At 49.4% G+C, this 17,599-nt stretch carries 16 protein-coding genes; 10 read left to right on the top strand and 6 right to left on the bottom strand.

Going from position 1 to position 17,599, the window contains the following annotated elements; translation table 11 throughout:
- Nucleotides 1-55 precede the first annotated feature (55 nt).
- Together ligA and galU are read left to right on the top strand one after the other, a co-directional pair.
- Nucleotides 56-2,524 carry an NAD-dependent DNA ligase LigA gene (gene ligA, locus ACTHS4_RS09775; RefSeq protein WP_440365854.1) on the top strand — a complete coding sequence of 823 codons (2,469 nt, stop codon included), beginning with the start codon at nucleotides 56-58 and terminating at the stop codon, nucleotides 2,522-2,524.
- Between the two features lie 127 nt (nucleotides 2,525-2,651).
- Entirely contained in the window at nucleotides 2,652-3,515 is an 864-nt protein-coding gene (galU, locus tag ACTHS4_RS09770) for a UTP--glucose-1-phosphate uridylyltransferase GalU (protein ID WP_440365853.1), read from the top strand.
- 60 nt (nucleotides 3,516-3,575) lie between these two features.
- Here galU and ACTHS4_RS09765 read toward each other — a convergent pair whose 3' ends face one another.
- Nucleotides 3,576-5,072: a TrkH family potassium uptake protein gene (locus ACTHS4_RS09765; protein WP_440365852.1), complete on the bottom strand. Its 1,497-nt coding sequence runs from the start codon at nucleotides 5,070-5,072 to the stop codon at nucleotides 3,576-3,578.
- A gap of 171 nt (nucleotides 5,073-5,243) precedes the next feature.
- On the opposite strand from ACTHS4_RS09765, the gene ACTHS4_RS09760 reads away from it, so the two are divergent.
- The 3 genes from ACTHS4_RS09760 to ACTHS4_RS09750 all read left to right on the top strand — a co-directional run bounded on the left by ACTHS4_RS09760 (nucleotide 5,244) and on the right by ACTHS4_RS09750 (nucleotide 6,278).
- A complete protein-coding gene (locus tag ACTHS4_RS09760; protein WP_003747294.1) occupies nucleotides 5,244-5,519 on the top strand; it encodes a type B 50S ribosomal protein L31 in 276 nt (91 codons plus the stop codon).
- Entirely contained in the window at nucleotides 5,519-5,644 is a 126-nt protein-coding gene (gene ykgO, locus ACTHS4_RS09755; protein WP_003685279.1) for a type B 50S ribosomal protein L36, read from the top strand. Before ACTHS4_RS09760 ends, ykgO begins: the two co-directional genes overlap by 1 nt.
- Before the next feature lie 241 nt (nucleotides 5,645-5,885).
- The gene (locus tag ACTHS4_RS09750) at nucleotides 5,886-6,278 is read left to right on the top strand and encodes an MliC family protein (RefSeq protein ID WP_070826080.1); all 393 of its coding nucleotides are present in this window, start codon (nucleotides 5,886-5,888) and stop codon (nucleotides 6,276-6,278) included.
- Between the two features lie 218 nt (nucleotides 6,279-6,496).
- Here the strand turns inward: ACTHS4_RS09750 and ACTHS4_RS09745 are convergent, their stop codons facing one another.
- The 4 genes from ACTHS4_RS09745 to ACTHS4_RS09730 all read right to left on the bottom strand — a co-directional run bounded on the left by ACTHS4_RS09745 (nucleotide 6,497) and on the right by ACTHS4_RS09730 (nucleotide 11,544).
- Complete coding sequence (locus ACTHS4_RS09745; RefSeq protein WP_004520105.1) at nucleotides 6,497-6,871, bottom strand: DUF5071 domain-containing protein; 375 nt, start codon at nucleotides 6,869-6,871, stop codon at nucleotides 6,497-6,499.
- A gap of 302 nt (nucleotides 6,872-7,173) precedes the next feature.
- Complete coding sequence (gene ileS / locus ACTHS4_RS09740; protein WP_440365851.1) at nucleotides 7,174-9,966, bottom strand: isoleucine--tRNA ligase; 2,793 nt, start codon at nucleotides 9,964-9,966, stop codon at nucleotides 7,174-7,176.
- A 138-nt stretch (nucleotides 9,967-10,104) separates the two neighbouring features.
- A complete protein-coding gene (ribF, locus tag ACTHS4_RS09735) occupies nucleotides 10,105-11,031 on the bottom strand; it encodes a bifunctional riboflavin kinase/FAD synthetase (protein ID WP_070826079.1) in 927 nt (308 codons plus the stop codon).
- Nucleotides 11,032-11,154: 123 nt separating this feature from the next.
- Nucleotides 11,155-11,544: a hypothetical protein gene (locus tag ACTHS4_RS09730; RefSeq protein WP_070826078.1), complete on the bottom strand. Its 390-nt coding sequence runs from the start codon at nucleotides 11,542-11,544 to the stop codon at nucleotides 11,155-11,157.
- A gap of 160 nt (nucleotides 11,545-11,704) precedes the next feature.
- On the opposite strand from ACTHS4_RS09730, the gene ACTHS4_RS09725 reads away from it, so the two are divergent.
- The 3 genes from ACTHS4_RS09725 (at nucleotide 11,705) to ACTHS4_RS09715 (ending at nucleotide 14,991) form a co-directional block, all read left to right on the top strand.
- On the top strand, nucleotides 11,705-12,580 hold the full coding sequence (locus tag ACTHS4_RS09725) for a YoaK family protein (RefSeq protein WP_070826077.1): 876 nt from the start codon (nucleotides 11,705-11,707) through the stop codon (nucleotides 12,578-12,580).
- A gap of 217 nt (nucleotides 12,581-12,797) precedes the next feature.
- Nucleotides 12,798-13,478 (top strand): OmpA family protein, encoded by a 681-nt coding sequence (locus ACTHS4_RS09720; protein ID WP_004520099.1) that lies wholly within the window; start codon nucleotides 12,798-12,800, stop codon nucleotides 13,476-13,478.
- A 340-nt stretch (nucleotides 13,479-13,818) separates the two neighbouring features.
- Nucleotides 13,819-14,991: an NAD(P)H-dependent flavin oxidoreductase gene (locus ACTHS4_RS09715; RefSeq protein WP_004520097.1), complete on the top strand. Its 1,173-nt coding sequence runs from the start codon at nucleotides 13,819-13,821 to the stop codon at nucleotides 14,989-14,991.
- Between the two features lie 115 nt (nucleotides 14,992-15,106).
- On the opposite strand, the gene ACTHS4_RS09710 is transcribed toward ACTHS4_RS09715, so the two are convergent.
- Nucleotides 15,107-15,487 (bottom strand): carboxymuconolactone decarboxylase family protein, encoded by a 381-nt coding sequence (locus tag ACTHS4_RS09710; RefSeq protein WP_004520096.1) that lies wholly within the window; start codon nucleotides 15,485-15,487, stop codon nucleotides 15,107-15,109.
- 79 nt (nucleotides 15,488-15,566) lie between these two features.
- Here ACTHS4_RS09710 and ACTHS4_RS09705 point away from each other — a divergent pair, with 79 nt between their 5' ends.
- Nucleotides 15,567-15,926, top strand: a complete 360-nt coding sequence (locus ACTHS4_RS09705) for a MerR family transcriptional regulator (RefSeq protein WP_070826076.1) — start codon at nucleotides 15,567-15,569, stop codon at nucleotides 15,924-15,926.
- Between the two features lie 387 nt (nucleotides 15,927-16,313).
- Entirely contained in the window at nucleotides 16,314-17,504 is a 1,191-nt protein-coding gene (gene dapC / locus ACTHS4_RS09700; RefSeq protein WP_440365850.1) for a succinyldiaminopimelate transaminase, read from the top strand.
- Nucleotides 17,505-17,599: the final 95 nt, after the last annotated feature.

Below are 17,599 nucleotides of genomic sequence, written 5' to 3'. Positions count from 1 at the left end.
CGATTTTCAGACGGCCTCTCTATCAGGCCGTCTGAAAACTCTATTTCGATTGCTCATGAATCCGACCGCACAACGTATCAAATACCTGACCGACCTCCTCAACCGCTACGCCTACGAATACTACACCCTAGACGCACCCAGCGTACCCGATGCCGAATACGACAAATTGTTCCGCGAGCTTGAAGCATTGGAGTTGAATCACCCTGAGTTGAAACTGCCCGACAGCCCAACTCAGCGCGTCGGCGGCGAGCCTTTGGCAGGCTTTGATGAAGTGCGTCATGAAGTACCTATGTTGTCACTGACCAACGCCTTCTCGCCACAAGATGAGAACGGCGTGTTTGACCATGCCGAAATGTACGCTTTTGATGAGCGCGTTCGTGGCGGATTAAATGGCGAAAAACCGGAATACGTTATCGAGCCTAAATTTGACGGTCTGGCCATCAGCCTGCTATACCGCGACGGCGTATTGACTCAAGCGGCAACCCGTGGCGACGGCACCACAGGCGAAGACGTTACCCAAAACGTCAAAACCGTATCCAACATCCCCCTGCGCCTACATGGAGAAAACATTCCCGAGCTTATCGAGATACGCGGCGAAGTACTGATGCTTAAAGCCGATTTTGCCGCTTTAAACGCACGACAAACTGAAAACGGACAAAAACCTTTCGCCAATCCGCGCAATGCCGCCGCCGGCAGTCTGCGTCAACTCGATTCGCGCATTACGGCACAGCGCAAACTGCATTTCTTCCCCTATTCCATCGCCCGACAACAAGGCGGTTTTGTCGCGGAAGAACACCTGCAAGAGCTGAGCTACTGTAAAGAACTCGGCTTCAGCCTGCCTGACGGTAATTTCTGCTGTTTCAAAAATATCGACGAAGTATTGGCGTTTTACGAGCAAATGCAGCAAAAACGCCCTACTTTACCTTATGAAATCGACGGCATGGTGGTCAAAGTCAACAGCTTGGCGCAACAGCGCGAACTCGGCTTCATCTCACGCGCACCGCGCTGGGCCATTGCCCACAAATTCCCTGCCGAAGAAGCATTGACCATTGTCGAAGCCATTGATGTACAAATCGGGCGCACCGGCGCAGTAACCCCCGTCGCCCGCCTGCAACCTGTATTCGTCGGCGGCGTTACCGTTACCAACGCCACACTGCACAATCAGGACGAAGTATCGCGCAAAGACGTACGCGTTGGCGATACAGTTGTCGTGCGCCGCGCCGGAGACGTGATTCCCGAGGTAGTGCGCGTGATTTTTGAACGCCGCCCAATACAGGAGACCAACATTGCTGTTTCAGACGGCCTGCAAGATGATTTATTCGCCGAAACACCTTCTGAAACCCGAGCCGAACCGCTTCATAAACCCTACCGACTGCCCACCCATTGCCCTATCTGCCGTAGCGAAATTGAACGTGAAGAAGGCGAAGCGGTTGCCCGATGCAGCGGCGGTATGCTTTGCCAAGCACAACGCGCGCAAGGTTTAATCCACTTTGCCTCACGCAAAGCCATGGACATCGACGGACTTGGTCAAAAACAAATCGAGCAGCTGGTAGCACAAGATTTGGTTCGTCATTTCGCCGACCTCTACCGCCTCGATATCCCAACCCTGCAAAAAATGAAGGAAATGGCGGATAAAGCGTCAGCTAATGAGGAAGAACCATCAAACAGTGAGATTGAAGACTTTGAAAGCGAGAGCGGCAATGCCCTGCTTAGCAAGACCAGTAAAAAACAGCCAACCAAATGGGCGGAAAACATCCTTGCAGGCATAGAAGCCAGCAAAACGCCTGAACTTGCCCGCTTCCTTTTTGCCCTCGGCATCCGTCACGTCGGCGAACGCACCGCCAAAACGCTGGCACAGGCATTCGGTACGCTCGAACATGTCCGCCATGCACCCGAATCCATCCTCGCCTGCCTGCCCGATATCGGCACGGTGGTTGCCCACTCCATCGCCCACTTTTTTGCCCAAGACGCCCAACAGGCGATGATAGACGAGCTGCTGGCTGTAGGTGTTGCCCCACAAAGCCAGGCTGTCACCATCCCGCCGCTGCACTATGCCGAGCCGCAACGCTGGATTGCCCGCCTGCCTGATTTTAAAATCAGCGAAACCAAAGCACTGGCCTTGTGGGAGCTTGCCGGACAAAGCATAGAAGGTTTGCAAACTGACAAAGCGTTGCCTTCCGATTGGCAGACATGGCGCAGTAAACCGCAAAACGCAGCCCTGCTTGAAAATATGAAAACTTTCTTTGCTCAAACGCTGTCTAATTTTCAAGATGAAACTATTTCAGACGGCATTAACGAGGCCATAGCAGGTAAAACCTTTGTATTAACAGGGGCTTTACCCACACTCAAACGCGACCAAGCCCAAGCTTTGATCGAGGCTGCAGGCGGTAAAGTTTCCGGCAGCGTATCCAAAAAAACCGACTACGTTGTCGCCGGAGAAGCCGCAGGCAATAAATTGGAAAAAGCCCAAGCTTTGGGCGTGGCCATATTAACCGAAGAAGAATTACTGGCGTTGCTGGGATAAGACAGTATCTATGACCAATTCTCCTTTTCAAACCGCCTGATACTTTATCATGTGGTATTATTGTTACATACGACTACATCTTTACACTTTTTGGGGTATAAACCCATAGTTAAAATAGGATAATAATATGAAACCCATTAAAAAATGCGTCTTCCCCGTTGCCGGTATGGGCACCCGTTTCTTGCCTGCAACCAAAGCCAGCCCCAAAGAAATGCTGCCTATTGTGGACAAACCTCTGATTCAATATGCAGTTGAAGAAGCGGTTGAAGCCGGCTGTACCGAAATGGTGTTCATCACCGGCCGTAACAAACGCAGCATCGAAGACCACTTTGACAAAGCATACGAGTTGGAAACCGAATTGGAATTGCGTCAAAAAGACAAACTGTTGGCACACGTTCGCGATATCCTGCCTTCCAACATTACCTGTTTGTACATCCGTCAAACCGAAGCATTGGGTTTAGGCCATGCCGTGTTATGCGCTCAAGCTGCTGTTGGAGATGAACCTTTTGCCGTTATTTTGGCAGACGATTTGATTGATGCGCCTAAAGGCGCGCTAAAACAAATGGTTGACGTGTATAGCCAAAGCGGCAACAGCGTTTTAGGCGTTGAAACCGTTGATCCTTCCCAAACAGGCTCTTATGGTATTGTCGAAGTCGAGCAGCTGAAAAACTATCAACGTATTATCAACATCGTTGAAAAACCCAAACCGGAAGAAGCGCCTTCCAACCTTGCTGTTGTCGGCCGCTACATCCTGACTCCGCGCATTTTTGACTTGTTGACCAACCTGCCTCGCGGTGCAGGTAACGAAATCCAACTGACAGACGGTATTGCGCGCCTGCTCGACCATGAGTTTGTGTTGGCTCATGCGTTTGATGGTAAACGCTATGACTGCGGCAGCAAATTGGGTTACCTTGAAGCAACCGTGGCTTACGGTTTGAAACACCCTGAAACCGGTGAACAATTTAAAGAATTGCTCAAACAATACGCTTAAATTCAGCTATTTATAATTATAAAAAGGCCGTCTGAAATTTCAGACGGCCTTTTTATACACTTATTTCTTCCAATATGCCGGAGTAAACAAAATTAAAACAGTAAAAATTTCCAAACGTCCCAACAGCATCACTGCCGTACATAGCCACTTCTGCACATCGCTCAGCGCAGCATAATTATGCGACGGACCGACTGCACCCAATCCCGGCCCTGCATTGGTAATACAGGCAATGACTGCCGTGAAGGCGGATAAAAAGTCCAAGCCTGCCGCCATCAGTAAAAAGCTGAATACGATGACCGTCATAAAGTAAATAAAGATAAACGACATGACGGTCAGCGCCATGCGATCCGGAATAGAACGGTTGTTGACCTTTACCGTACGAACCGCACGTGGGTGCAGCAAAATCAGCATTTCACGCAAGCTGAATTTAAACAATACCAACGCACGCACGTTTTTAATACCGCCGCCCATAGAGCCTGAGCTTGCCAAGACGTTCGACAGAAAAAACATCCACAACGACACAATCAGCGGCCATTGTGCAAAGTCGGCATTGGAAAAACCGCTGGCCAATCCGATGGACACAAAGTTAAAACTGACAAAGCGCAAAGCTTCGCCAAGGCTTTGGTACACGTCCTGCTGCCACAGATACAATGCCGAAATCAAAATACTGCCCGACAAAACCAGCAGCATGGTACGGCATTCTTCATCTTTCCAATACACCTGCAAAGAGCGATTGCCCAGCGCAGTAAAGTGGCTGGCAAAATTGATACCACCCCAGACGGTAAAAAACATCAACGTCCATTCGACTGCCACAGAATCAAAATAGGCAACGCTGTCATCATGTGTTGAAAAACCGCCCAAGGCCACTGCCGACATCGCATGGCACAAGGCATCAAACCAACCCATACCGGCAATATGCAAGGATACAAAAGCCGCAGCAGTTGTCAGCGCATAGGCAAACCATAGCCGTTTGGCCACTTGCGAAATGCGGGGCGCCATCTTACTTTCTTTATCCATACCCGGAATTTCCGCTTTGAAGAGCTGCGTCCCCCCCACGCCCAACATTGGCAAAATTGCCACAGCCAGCACGATAATACCCATACCGCCAAGCCAGTTGAGCATGTGTCGCCAAAAATTCACCGACGGTGCCAACGTATCCAAACCGGAAATCACTGTTGCCCCCGTTGTCGTCAACCCCGACATCGCCTCAAAAAACGCATCGGTAAAACTCATGGACGGCATATAGAAATAAATCGGCATCGCCGCCACGACAGCAAAGGCCAGCCACAGCATCAATACCAAGGTAAATCCGTCACGCGGCCGCAACTCACGGTTGAAACGCAGCGTCAGCACCCAAGTTACACACGATACCAGCAATACGGTCAAAGCCGTATAGGCAAACACGAGAAACGCGCTGTCGTGATAAAAATACGACATCAGTGTCGGCACGGCCAACAGTAATGAAAACAACAGCCCCAGCTTGGACAATACATGGACAATCGGCATCACCTTGCTTACCGCACCGCCCAATCTGAAACCCTTATGCAGATACATCATATTCCTATCATCAGAAAACAAAATGTTTCAGACGGCCTCATAAAAAAGGCCGCCTGAAACCGCATATTTTATCAAAATGCCGCAATCCCGTGATAAAGAAAAACAAAAAACACTTGCCTGCTCTTTTTCTTAGAGTATAATGTTATACCATAACACTCACTGGAGAAAGAAATGAAACCCGATATCCACCCAGACAACTATCGTACCGTCCTGTTTTACGACAGCGGCGCAGACCAAGGATGGCTCATCCGTTCATGTGCCAATACCCACGGCAAAACCATGGTTTGGAAGGACGGCATAGAGTATCCCCTCTTTTCGCTTGATACTTCTTCCGCGTCCCACCCGGTGTACACAGGCAAACAACGCAATGTCAATATCGAAGGCCGCGCCAGCAAGTTCAACCAACGTTACCAATCCATGATGTCTTCCTTCAGAAAGGATAAATGATGCAAGTCCTCTCATCCCTAAAAACTGCAAAAAAACGACACCGCGACTGCCAAATTGTCCGCCGAAAAGGCAAAGTGTACGTTATTTGCAAGAGCAACCCCCGCTTTAAAGCACGCCAGCGTTAAGCGGCTCAACTCATATTTCAATGTAACTCTCTGAATTTTCCGCACTTTCGTTTACCTCTAGCGCAAGTGCGGCTTTTTTTCAAACGGCATTAATCATTTATATCAAAACTACAAAGAATCCTGCCATACTCTCGGAAACAGGAAGAAAAAGTAAATAATGGTTATCCCTATTGTGAAGCCATAAAGATATTTATAACATGCCGCTACATTCTTCCTTCAACACTGACCATAGGAGTCAAAAATGAAAGTAAAAGCCCTGCTTGCAATTGCCGCCGCCATGAGCCTCGCTGCCTGTGCCGCACCCGAAGCCCATCAACATGACCATGGTCACCGTCACGAGCACAATCATGACCACGGCCGTGCACACGATCATGATGCCCGTGTTCAATCATTCAGCTGCGAAAACGGTCTGTCTGTACAAGTCCGCAACCTGAGCACCAACCAAGTTGAACTGCGTCTGGATGACAAAGTTGCCACCCTGTCTTCTGCCGTTGCAGGTTCAGGCGAACGCTATGTTGCCAACCAAGGCTTGTTCGGTAAAGGCGCCGAATGGCATCAAAAAGGCAGCGAAGCATTCTTCGGCTTCACTGACCCATACGGCAACAAAGTAGAAACTTCTTGCTCTGCCCGCTAATTTTTACTTAGCAATAGAATAGCTGAAGGCCGTCTGAAAACTTGTTTCAGATGGCCTTTCATATTGGATAAAACGAAATTTCCGTTTAAGGATAAAATGCAAATATGAGGCTATTTGAAGGTTCAAAATACGTCCATACTCCACGGATAAGTAAGACCCTTTGAAAGGTATCTTCTCCGACAATGCATTATTTCAAAATCATTAAATATATATCTACCTTAATTTAAAACTTTTTCCAAGATTTCTTTAAGGTTTTCATCATCTTCATCCAAAATTAATTTTTCTGAAATATTATGAAGACAATGTTCCAAATCAATGGCTAAGGCTACTTGGTTTTGATAGGATAATTTTGGATAGAGTTCAAGTAAAACCCAATAAATACATATACTATCATTTGAGTAAAAAATATTTGAAACGAATGGAAGTAATGTGTCTTGTCGTTCTACAAAGATTTCGACAATTTCACTAAAAACAGGAAAGTTCGCATCTCCCAACCATCCTGAGAGCCACTCCCCCATCTCAATTAATTCCTCATCGTTGCAGTCCTTAATTTTTTTGCAAGCCTTGATGTCAAACTTATCTTTAGGACGCATGGGATACCTCATTGTTATTAAAGACTTACGAATACAGAATTATAACGATTGATCTCATTTCTAGACAAATGATTATTCGTCATTCCTATATCCTCAACAAATTTTCTCTGGAGTAAGAGTTATTTTTTGCAATTAAACTCCTACCCCACAATAACTTGAAACCCTATCCTGTATTTTACCTAAATCACAAATCCCAATTACCCTTCAAAATCTATTCGCTATCCGAAACAGATTCAATAAACAAAGGCCGTCTGAAAACCTATTTCCAAAGTTTTCAGACGGCCTTTATTTAGACCAAACAATTAAGCGTAATGTCTTTTTTCGCCTTTACCGTCAACGTTGTCGGCACAACGTTTACAGATGGTTTCATGGCCTGCAACTGCGCCCACATCGTGGGTATAGTGCCAGCAGCGTTCGCATTTTTCACCATCGCTGGCTTTAGCGGTCACAGCAAGTTCATCACCTACTTTCACTTCTGCTTTAGACACCAGCAAAGCAAAACGCAATTCTTCGCCCAAAGTGTTCAGATAATCGGCAATTTCTTCCGGAGCCGTAATTTCGGTTTCGGCTTGCAATGAAGAACCGACGGTTTTATCCGTACGCAAAGGCTCGATGGCAGCAGTTACTGCTTCGCGTGCTTCGCGGATTGCCGTCCATTTTTTCACCAATTCGGCTTCGGCTTTTTCATTGATAGATGGAAACTCATGCCATGTATGGAAGAGGACGCTGTCTTCTTCGCCGCCACCGATGATGTCCCATGCTTCCTCGCCGGTAAAGCACAAAATCGGAGCAATCAGCAGAACCAAACTGCGTGTGATGTGATACAGGGCAGTTTGCGCGCTGCGGCGAGCATGGCTGTCTGCTTTGGTGGTGTAGAGGCGGTCTTTCAGGATATCGAGGTAGAACGCGCCCAAGTCTTCCGAGCAGAAAGAAACAATGTCTTTTACGGCAAAGTGGAAGGCATAACGCGGATAGTAATCTCCTGCCAGACGCTCTTGCAGCTGACGTGCCAATACCACGGCGTAGCGGTCGATTTCCACCATGTCTGCCTGTTGCACGGCATCTTCAATAGGATTGAAGTCGCTGAGGTTGGCAAACAGGAAGCTCAAGGTATTGCGGATACGGCGGTAGCTTTCGGTTACACGTTTGAGGATTTCTTTGGAAATCGCCAATTCACCACTGTAATCGGTGGATGCCGCCCACAGGCGCAGGATATCCGCGCCGAATTCGTTATAGACTTCTTGCGGTGCAACGACATTGCCGATGGATTTCGACATTTTGCGGCCGTTTTGGTCAACCACGAAACCGTGGGTCAGAAGCTGTTTGTACGGGGCGCGGCCCATGGATGAAGCGCAACCGGTCAGCATGGAAGATTGGAACCAGCCGCGGTGTTGGTCGCTGCCTTCGAGGTAGAGGTCGGCAGGCCAGTCTAATTCTTCGCGCTGTTTCAAGACGGAATAATGGGTCGAGCCTGAGTCGAACCATACGTCCATGGTATCGGAAAGTTTGTCGTAATTTTCGCAATCTTCCGCGCTCAAGAGTTCGCTCTTATCAAGAGAGAACCATGCTTCGATGCCTTTTTCTTCGATGCGTTGTGCTACTTTCTCCAAAAGCTCAGCAGAGTTCGGATGCAGTTCGCCCGTTTCTTTGTGAACAAAGAAGGTCATCGGTGTGCCCCAGTAGCGTTGGCGCGAAACCACCCAGTCAGGACGGCCTTCAATCATGGCTTCCAAACGCGCACGACCCCATGACGGGAAGAATTCGGTGTCATCAACGGCTTTGATGGCTTTGTCGCGCAGGGTTTTACCGTCAGCACCTGCTTTGTCCATACCGACAAACCATTGGCCGGTCGCACGGTAAATCAACGGCGTTTTGTGGCGCCAGCAGTGGGCGTAGCTGTGTTCGATTTTGCTGCTTGCCAAGAGGTTACCGGTTTCTTCCAACCATTGCAGGATAACGGGATTGGCTTCCCAAACGCGCATACCAGCGACACGAGGTGTTTCGCTGATGTATTTGCCTTCGGCGTTGACAGGGTTGTAAAGCTCGATGCCGTATTTATTGCAGACAGCGTAGTCTTCCAGACCATGCGCAGGCGCAGTATGCACCAAACCGGTACCGGCATCGGTGGTCACATGTTCGCCGTTGAGCATGGGAATATCGCGTTCGAGGAACGGATGATTCATGTGCAGGTTTTCCAGCTTGTCGCCGGTTGTTTCTGCCAATACATTCAGGTCGTCTGAAGCAAAACCGTAGCGTTTGAGCGCATCTTCTGCCAAATCCTTGGCCAACACCAATTTGCCTTTAGGCGTATCAATCAGTTGATACACCACGTCTGCACCAGCTGAAATAGCTTGGCTCGCAGGCAAAGTCCAAGGCGTGGTCGTCCAGATGACGGCAAACGCTTTGCCTTCGATGCCGGACAAACCGAATGCGGCGGCAAGCGCAGCAGTGTCTTTAAACGGATAGCCCACATCAATCGCAGGCGATACTTTGTCTTTATATTCCACTTCGGCTTCGGCCAATGAAGAGCCGCAGTCCAAGCAGAATTGAACCGGTTTCGCGCCGCGGTAGAGATAGCCGGATTTGTAGATTTCGCCGAGCATACGCACGGTATCGGCTTCGGTTTTGAAATCCATGGTCAAGTAAGGATTGTCCCAGTTGCCCAACACGCCCAAGCGGATAAAGTCTTTTTTCTGACGGGCAATCTGTTCGGCAGCGTATTCGCGGCACAATTCGCGGAAACGGGCTTTAGGCATGTCTTTACCATGCAGTTTTTCTACCATCACTTCGATAGGCAAACCGTGGCAGTCCCAACCCGGTACATAAGGCGCATCAAAACCGGCTTGGGTTTTGCTGCGGATAATGATGTCTTTGAGAATTTTATTGACGGCATGACCGATGTGGATGTCGCCGTTGGCATATGGAGGACCGTCGTGCAGAATAAATTTCGGACGGCCTTTGGCGATTTCGCGCAGTTTTTGGTAGCGTTTTTGCTCGTACCAGCTTTTCAGCCATGCAGGCTCGCGCTTGGCAAGATTGCCGCGCATTGGAAACGGGCTCTCAAGCAGGTTTACGGTTTTACTGTAATCGGTCATTTTTTGATCTCTATTGTTGCGGTATTTCGGTTTCAGACGGCCTGATTGCTCATTTTGAAAAGAACAGGCCGTCTGAAAAAATTCAAAGGACTTATTGTAGCCCAATTGTCTTGATTTTATAAGCTTCTAGAAGCGTTTCTATGCTTCCCAAACCCTCGCATCTTCCATATCTTGCAAAATTTGGGTTTTCAATGCCTCGATACTCTCAAATTTTTTCTCATCACGCAGTTTGTGCAGGAAGCGGACGAAGATGCGTTGTCCGTACAAATCGCCGTTGAAATCGAACAGATGGACTTCCAGTTTTTGCGAGCGGTTGTTGCTGACAGTAGGGTTAAAACCAAAACTGGCCACGCCTCGGCGCGAGCCGAATGTGCCGTCTGCTTCAACGACAAATACGCCGCTTAGCGCATAATGATACGGGGGAAGCTGGACATTGGCGGTAGGCGCGTTGATGGTGCGGCCAAGTTTTTGCCCGTGTTTGACCTTGCCGCTTAACACATAATCATGACCCAACAGTCTTTTGGCGTATTCCAACTTGCCGTCTGAAAGGGCTTGGCGGACGGCGGTACTGCTGGTGCGGATGTCTTCAACGATAACAGACGGCGTGCGCTCGGTTTGCATATCGGGCTGCTGTGCCAAAAGTTCAAAACAGCCTTCACGGCCTGCACCGAAACGGAAATCGTCGCCGATCAACAAATAACGCGTGTTAAGCGTTTGGCGCAAAAGCTGGTCAATAAACGCTTGCGCGCTCATCTCGGAGAAAGTTTGGTTAAAGCGCAAAACCCAAACGGCATCCACGCAGCCGGTTTCACGCAAAAGGCGCAATTTGGTACGCAGCGGACTGATGCGGTAAGGCAACTTTTTCCCGGCTTTGCGCGCAAAAAATTCTTTGGGCTGAGGCTCAAAAACAACAACGACAACAGGCAGACCGCGCTGGTCTGCCTCTCGTTTGAGTTTTTGTAGAATGTGTTTGTGCCCGAGGTGTACGCCATCGAAGTTGCCGATGGTTACGGCGGCTCCTTGCGGAAATTTGGGCGCGTGTCGCTGTCCAAGCCAGATGTTCATGGGTGGTGGGTATTGTGTTTGAATAGGCGGCTATTGTAAACGTTATTGCCGTTTCAATAAACCTTAGACCGTCTGAAACCAATAAATATATGCTTTCAGACGGCCCTAAAATTTGTTAATACCTTACCACCACCAAGGATAACGGCCAAACGGATAGCCCCAATCGTCGTAATAGCGATAGTAGCGGGCTTCGCGCAGCTGTTCTTGGGAAATATAGTTTTGCCATGCCATTTTGTAGCAGGCTTGGAACATCGGATCGGAAACTTTGTCGATATACTTGAGGCGGAAGGCTTTTTGTTCGGCAGTTACGGCACCGGGTTTGCCTTCTTCATCAAATTTGCGACGGATCAGCGCGGCAGTTTCCTGATCGCATTGGGCGGCAAGATGTACTTGAAGATCCTGTTCATAGCGTTTCTGGGCTTGTGCTCGTGCGGCTTTTTGCTCAGGCGTAGTGGCGCAGGCGGCAAGTAATGCGGCAGCACCAAACAATAAGGTCAGACGGATAGGATTCATTGGATGTTTCCTTATGTTTATATCTCTCTATTAATGTACGCCCTCATTGTGTAATGGGCAAGTGTGGCAACTTGGGAACACTTTAGATTATTTGTTCTTATCGGCAGACAGTTGCATATAAAATACACCCTGTATGAATGTTTAACTCCAAACCCACTCAATGAACGCTGACAAACCGCCCCACTCCTACCGATTGCGCCACCATAGGCAACACACGCCGCCATTTTGGCAGGCGGATCGCCCGTATCTGCACGAACACAATATTTCCGATGCCCGTTTCAGACGGCTGGGCTACATCATGGCCTTTCTTGCCGGCGCGATTAATGCCGGCGGTTACTTCGCATTCTCACGTTATACCTCCCACGTTACCGGCTCAATGTCGCTGTTGGCAGATGTTTTGTATCTTCAAGAGTGGAGTGTGGCCATTATTGCCACAATCAGCGTGTTGTGTTTTGTTGCCGGTGCCGCGCATTCGGGCTGGGTGATTTTATGGACGCAGCAGATGCGTTTCCGTGGCAGCTTTGGGTTTTCCATGTGGCTGGAAGCAGTTTATCTGTTGATATTCGGTTGGTTCGGTATTGCCGCGATGGAATGGGATTTTGGCGGCTCTGATTTTATTATGCCGTCTTTGGCATTGTTTTTATTGTGTTTTATTATGGGCATGCACAATACGGTTATCACACTTCTTTCCGGCGGCGCCATCCGCTCCACCCACATGACCGGTACAGCGACCGACTTGGGCATTGAAATTTCACGCGCGCTTTATTACTCCAAACAGCATCATCCGCGCCTGCCGCACGTCCGCGTCAACAAACCGAAAATGTGGCTTTTAAGCGGCTTGATGCTGTCGTTTTTGCTGGGCGGCGTGGTTGGCGCATGGGGTTATCATCTGGTCGGCCATCATTTCGCCCTGCCCGTTTCCGCCGTTTTGCTCATACTGGGTGCAGGTTCAGTGGGATACGATGTCAAGGTCAGATTGAAATGGGCATTCGTCAACTGGTATCGCCGCAAGCATAAAAAACGGAAGAAACTGTAAAAAACTTTGCTTGTTATTTCGCGGCAAAATGACCAAACTGTCGGAGAAATACAGAAATGCTTCAGGATTATGTTAACTGGCAAATATTTTCGTAATATCGGGTTAAACCCATTCTTTTGCGTTTCGGATATTGGGTATCATAAATCCGTAATGACCCACGCGGTTTTTATTCATTTTTTCAGACGGCCTGGGCCGTCATCTAAAAAGAGGATACGACATGAAATTCTTGAAACCCCTGACCGTTATTGCCACTGCGATTCCTTTGGCGCTCACCGGCTGTGTAACTGATCCTGTTACCGGCCAACAATCCGCCAGCAAAACCGCTATGTATGGTTTGGGCGGTGCAGCTGTTTGCGGCATCGTTGGTGCGCTGACCCATGGTGGTAAAGGCGCACGTAACTCCGCATTGGCTTGTGGTGCAGTAGGTGCGGGTATCGGCGGTTACATGGACTACCAAGAGAAAAAACTGCGTCAAAGCCTGGCCAACACCAACATCGAAGTTGAACGTCAAGGCAACCAAATCAAACTGGTTATGCCTGAAAACGTAACCTTCGCTACCGGCAGCGCTGCCCTGAGCGGCCATGCTCAAAGCGCCTTGTCTGCTGCCGCGCAAACTTTGGTTCAATATCCTGACACGACTTTGACCATCAACGGCCACACCGACAACACCGGTAACGACGCCATCAACGAGCCATTGTCTCGCAACCGCGCCGAATCTGTTGCCACCTTCCTGCAATCCCGTGGCGTAAGCAGCACCCGTTTGAGCACTTTCGGTTACGGCTCCCGTCAACCAATCGCCTCCAACGCTACTGTTGAAGGCCGCGCACAAAACCGCCGCGTTGAAATCTTGATCAACCCTGACCAACGCGCCATTGATGCCGCTAAAAAACAAATGTAATCCGACATCTGTCCGATTCCCATACTTAAGGCCGTCTGAAATTTCAGACGGCCTTTTTCTCTGTAGATTTTGTTTGCAATTTCTCCTCCTCAATTCAATCCATCATAAAATTTATTCCTTTATTAACAAGACTTTTCAATTTTTCCTTCAAAAAAACTGTATTAATACTCTAATTTTTACATTAACTTAGAGTATAATTCCTAAAATTTTAAAAACACGCCTCATGCCGTCTGAAAAACGGCGGCGAAAAACACACTTATTTATATACACATCAGCCCGTTATCCAATCCATTTCATAGGATTTCAGACGGCACCATCCAGAATCTATGAAGGAGCATCCATGCAAAACAACTTTGACCCATTGATTATCCGTGGCAAATCACTGATTCCCGTCGTACAAGGCGGTATGGGTGTAGGCGTTTCCGCATCAAAACTCTCCAGCGCGGTTGCGCGCGAAAACGGCGTAGGTACCATCGCCAGCGTCGATTTGCGCCACTTGCACGAAGATTTGCTGGCCGAATCAAAAATCGATTCCAGCGAAGAAAAATACACCCGCCTCAACTGCATCGCGCTTGACCGTGAAATCAAAAAAGCCAAAGCCGATTCAGAAGGCAAAGGCATGATTGCCGTCAACGTCATGAAAGCCGTCAAAGACCATGCCGCCTACGTCCGTCAGGCCTGCGAATCTGGTGCAGACGCGATTGTGATGGGCGCAGGTTTGCCTTTGGATTTGCCGGAAATGGCCGAGGGCTACCACAAAGATGTCGCCCTTTTCCCTATTTTGTCCGAATCACGCGGCATCAACATCGTTTTAAAACGTTGGATGAAAAAAGGCATTTTGCCCGATGCCATCGTTATCGAACACCCAGCCCACGCAGCCGGCCACTTGGGCGCGGCAACCGTTGACGGCGTGAACGATGCCAAATTCGAGTTCAAACGCGTTATTGAAGAAACGTTTGAAGTATTCAAAAACTTGGGCTTGGAAAGCGAAAAAATCCCGTTGGTACTCGCCGGCGGCATGGCAAACTTTGAAAAAGTCAAAACAGCCTTGAAAAACTGGGGCGCGTCCGCCGTTCAAATCGGTACCGCGTTTGCCGTGACCGAAGAAGGCGATGCCCACATCAACTTCAAGAAAACGCTGGCCGGTGCGGAAACCGAAAAAGTGGTTGAATTCATGTCTGTTGCCGGTTTGCCTGCACGCGGCGTGCGCACAAAATTCCTCGACAACTACATCAAACGCGAGGCCAAATTGCAAGCCAATGCCAAAAACGATCCGCGCCGTTGCACACAAGGCCTGAACTGCCTGACCAGCTGCGGCTTGCGCGACGGTTTGGCCAAAGCCGGTCAATTCTGTATCGACATCCAACTTTCTGCGGCATTCCGCGGCGAAGTCGATAAAGGCCTGTTTTTCCGCGGTAAAGACCCATTGCCGTTTGGCAACGCCATCCGTACGGTTCAAGAAACCATTCATTATCTTTTGAACGGTTCCCTGCCCGTCGTCCCTGCCAAATAAACGCATCAATTTGTTTTGTGGATGTGCAGGCTGCTTTTCGTTTCGCAGAAACTCCGTTTTAACTTCGTTGAAGCTGCGCTTTCAGGTAGCCTTTTTAGGTTTCAGGCAGCCTGCATCACTCCGCCGCCGCAAACACCTCCTTCGCTACAAACACCGCATTCAGCACCTTCGGAAAACCCAAATACGGGATACATTGGATAAACGCCTCCACAATTTCATCGCGCGTCAGCCCCACGTTCAGCGAAGCGTGGATATGCACGCGCAACTGGTTTTCACAGCCGCCCTGCGCCGCCAGAGCCGCCAGCGTTACCAGCTCGCGCTGCCGCACATCAAGCTGCGGGCGCTGGTAAATCTCGCCAAACGCGAAACCAATGATGTATTTGCCCAAATCGGGCGAAATATCCGCCAACGCCTGCCTCACCTTGTCGCCCTGCTCGCCGTCGATTTCGTTCAGCTTCGCTAAGCCGCGTGCCATTAAATCCTGATGATTCAACATTTTTCGTCTCCATACTCAAATTTGCAAAATTGCACGGACAGGTTAAACTATCAAGCGCACTTTATAGCAAGGAGATTTGATGCAGACCAAGGAATTTGCCACGCAAACGGGTTTGTCCGCCGCCACGCTGCGCTACTACGAGCAGGAAGGGCTGCTGCGCCCCGAACGAAACGCCAACGGCTACCGCGAATACGGTGCGCGCGATTTGGAATGGGTAGGTTTCATCCTTCGGCTGAAAGACATGGGCGTGCCGCTGGCGCAAATCAAGGAATACGCGCGGCTGCGGCATTTGGGCGATGAAACCGCCCCCGAACGTTACCGGATTTTGCAGGAACATCAGGCGGCTTTGAAACGCAAACGGCAGGAATTGGACGCTCATTGGGCGTTTTTGGAGCGGAAGCTGGCGTGGTATCGTGAGAAGATGGGCGGGCGGGGATAAGCAGCCTGAAAGCGTGAAAAGCAGCCTGCACATTTGGGAAAGCCCAAGTGCAGGCTGCTTTTGTGTTCTAACTTCGTTAAAGCTCACGCTTTCAGACGGCCTTATCGGGGCGGGCGTCCCAAAACATGATTATTACAATTCACACGCCATGAATTGCTGAGCGCCCAGTGATAATCGATGATGATGCCTTCCGAATTGGTGAAAAAGGTGCGGTCGCTGTGCTGGCCGTAGCAGACGTTGCTGTAATAGTTGGTGATGACGGGACCGTTTTGACTACATTCAAAAGGCCGTCTGAAAACATTTAAACCCTGTTTTCAGACGGCCTTTTTGTCCCAATCCATCTAAAAAATGCTAAGATTATTGCCTTAATTTATCGGCAGAAACATCATGAACCCATTATTAAACCATCTCAAACCCTATCCTTTCGCCCGCCTGCGTGAAGCCATGCAAGGCATTGATGCACCCGAAGGCGTAACGCCCATTCATCTGCAAATCGGCGAGCCGAAACATCCGACACCCAAAGTCATCACCGACGCGCTGACCGCCTCCCTGCACGAACTGGAAAAATATCCGCTGACCGCAGGCCTGCCCGAACTGCGCCAAGCCTGTGCCGAATGGGTTGCCCGCCGTTATGATGGTTTGAGCCTCAATCCCAACAATGAAATCCTGCCCGTATTGGGCAGCCGGGAAGCTTTGTTCTCTTTTATCCAAACCGTTTTAAATCCGGCTTCAGACGGCCCCAAACCGATCGTTATCAGCCCCAATCCTTTCTATCAAATTTACGAAGGCGCGACTATTTTGGGCGGCGGTGAAATCCATTTTGCCAACTGTCCTGCGCCCAGCTTCAACCCCGATTGGAGCAGCCTGCCTGAAGACGTATGGCAGCGCACCAAAGTCCTGATTGTCTGCTCGCCAAATAATCCGAGCGGCAGCGTCCTGCAATTAGAAGACTGGAAAGAAATTTTTGATTTGCAAGACAAATACGGCTTCGTTATTGCCTCTGACGAATGCTATTCCGAAATCTATTTTGACGACAACAAACCAATCGGCGGCCTGCAGGCTGCAACGCAATTAGGACGCGGCACGCGCAACATTATTATGTTTACCAGCCTGTCCAAACGCTCCAACGTCCCCGGTTTGCGTTCCGGCTTTGTCGCAGGTGATGCCGAGTTGCTCAAAAACTTCCTACTCTACCGCACCTACCACGGCAGCGCGATGAGCATTCCCGTCCAACGCGCCAGCATTGCCGCTTGGAACGATGAAGAACACGTCATCGACAACCGCCGCCTCTACCAAGAAAAATTCGACCGCGTCATCCCTATTTTGCAACAGGCATTCGATGTCAAACTGCCTGACGCGTCGTTCTACATTTGGCTGAAAGTTCCTGATGGCGACGACTTGGCATTTACGCGCAACCTGTGGCAGAAAGCCGCTATCCAAGTGTTGCCCGGCCGCTTCCTCGCCCGCGATACCGAACAAGGCAATCCGGGCGAAGGCTACGTCCGCATCGCTTTGGTTGCCGATGTGGAAAGCTGTGTTAAAGCGGCTGAGACCATGGTTGCTTTATACCGCCGATAAAACAAAGGCCGTCTGAAATTTCAGACGGCCTGAGACCTTTGCAAAATTCCCCAAAATCCCCTAAATTCCCACCAAGACATTTAGGGGATTTTCCA

The organism is Neisseria sp. P0014.S009, assembly GCF_051958155.1.
Lineage (GTDB): Bacteria > Pseudomonadota > Gammaproteobacteria > Burkholderiales > Neisseriaceae > Neisseria > Neisseria flavescens_C.
Note: the sequence above shows the minus strand (reverse complement) of the source record. Positions and strands in the feature narration are given on the sequence as shown.

Excerpts from the sequence above, each read along its gene's own strand:
- ligA (WP_440365854.1), top strand. The coding sequence starts at position 56 with ATGAATCCGACCGCACAACGTATCAAATACCTGACCGACCTCCTCAAC.
- galU (WP_440365853.1), top strand. The coding sequence starts at position 2,652 with ATGAAACCCATTAAAAAATGCGTCTTCCCCGTTGCCGGTATGGGCACC.
- ACTHS4_RS09765 (WP_440365852.1), bottom strand. The coding sequence starts at position 5,072 with ATGATGTATCTGCATAAGGGTTTCAGATTGGGCGGTGCGGTAAGCAAG.
- ACTHS4_RS09760 (WP_003747294.1), top strand. The coding sequence starts at position 5,244 with ATGAAACCCGATATCCACCCAGACAACTATCGTACCGTCCTGTTTTAC.
- ykgO (WP_003685279.1), top strand. The coding sequence starts at position 5,519 with ATGCAAGTCCTCTCATCCCTAAAAACTGCAAAAAAACGACACCGCGAC.
- ACTHS4_RS09750 (WP_070826080.1), top strand. The coding sequence starts at position 5,886 with ATGAAAGTAAAAGCCCTGCTTGCAATTGCCGCCGCCATGAGCCTCGCT.
- ACTHS4_RS09745 (WP_004520105.1), bottom strand. The coding sequence starts at position 6,871 with ATGCGTCCTAAAGATAAGTTTGACATCAAGGCTTGCAAAAAAATTAAG.
- ileS (WP_440365851.1), bottom strand. The coding sequence starts at position 9,966 with ATGACCGATTACAGTAAAACCGTAAACCTGCTTGAGAGCCCGTTTCCA.
- ribF (WP_070826079.1), bottom strand. The coding sequence starts at position 11,031 with ATGAACATCTGGCTTGGACAGCGACACGCGCCCAAATTTCCGCAAGGA.
- ACTHS4_RS09730 (WP_070826078.1), bottom strand. The coding sequence starts at position 11,544 with ATGAATCCTATCCGTCTGACCTTATTGTTTGGTGCTGCCGCATTACTT.
- ACTHS4_RS09725 (WP_070826077.1), top strand. The coding sequence starts at position 11,705 with ATGAACGCTGACAAACCGCCCCACTCCTACCGATTGCGCCACCATAGG.
- ACTHS4_RS09720 (WP_004520099.1), top strand. The coding sequence starts at position 12,798 with ATGAAATTCTTGAAACCCCTGACCGTTATTGCCACTGCGATTCCTTTG.
- ACTHS4_RS09715 (WP_004520097.1), top strand. The coding sequence starts at position 13,819 with ATGCAAAACAACTTTGACCCATTGATTATCCGTGGCAAATCACTGATT.
- ACTHS4_RS09710 (WP_004520096.1), bottom strand. The coding sequence starts at position 15,487 with ATGTTGAATCATCAGGATTTAATGGCACGCGGCTTAGCGAAGCTGAAC.
- ACTHS4_RS09705 (WP_070826076.1), top strand. The coding sequence starts at position 15,567 with ATGCAGACCAAGGAATTTGCCACGCAAACGGGTTTGTCCGCCGCCACG.
- dapC (WP_440365850.1), top strand. The coding sequence starts at position 16,314 with ATGAACCCATTATTAAACCATCTCAAACCCTATCCTTTCGCCCGCCTG.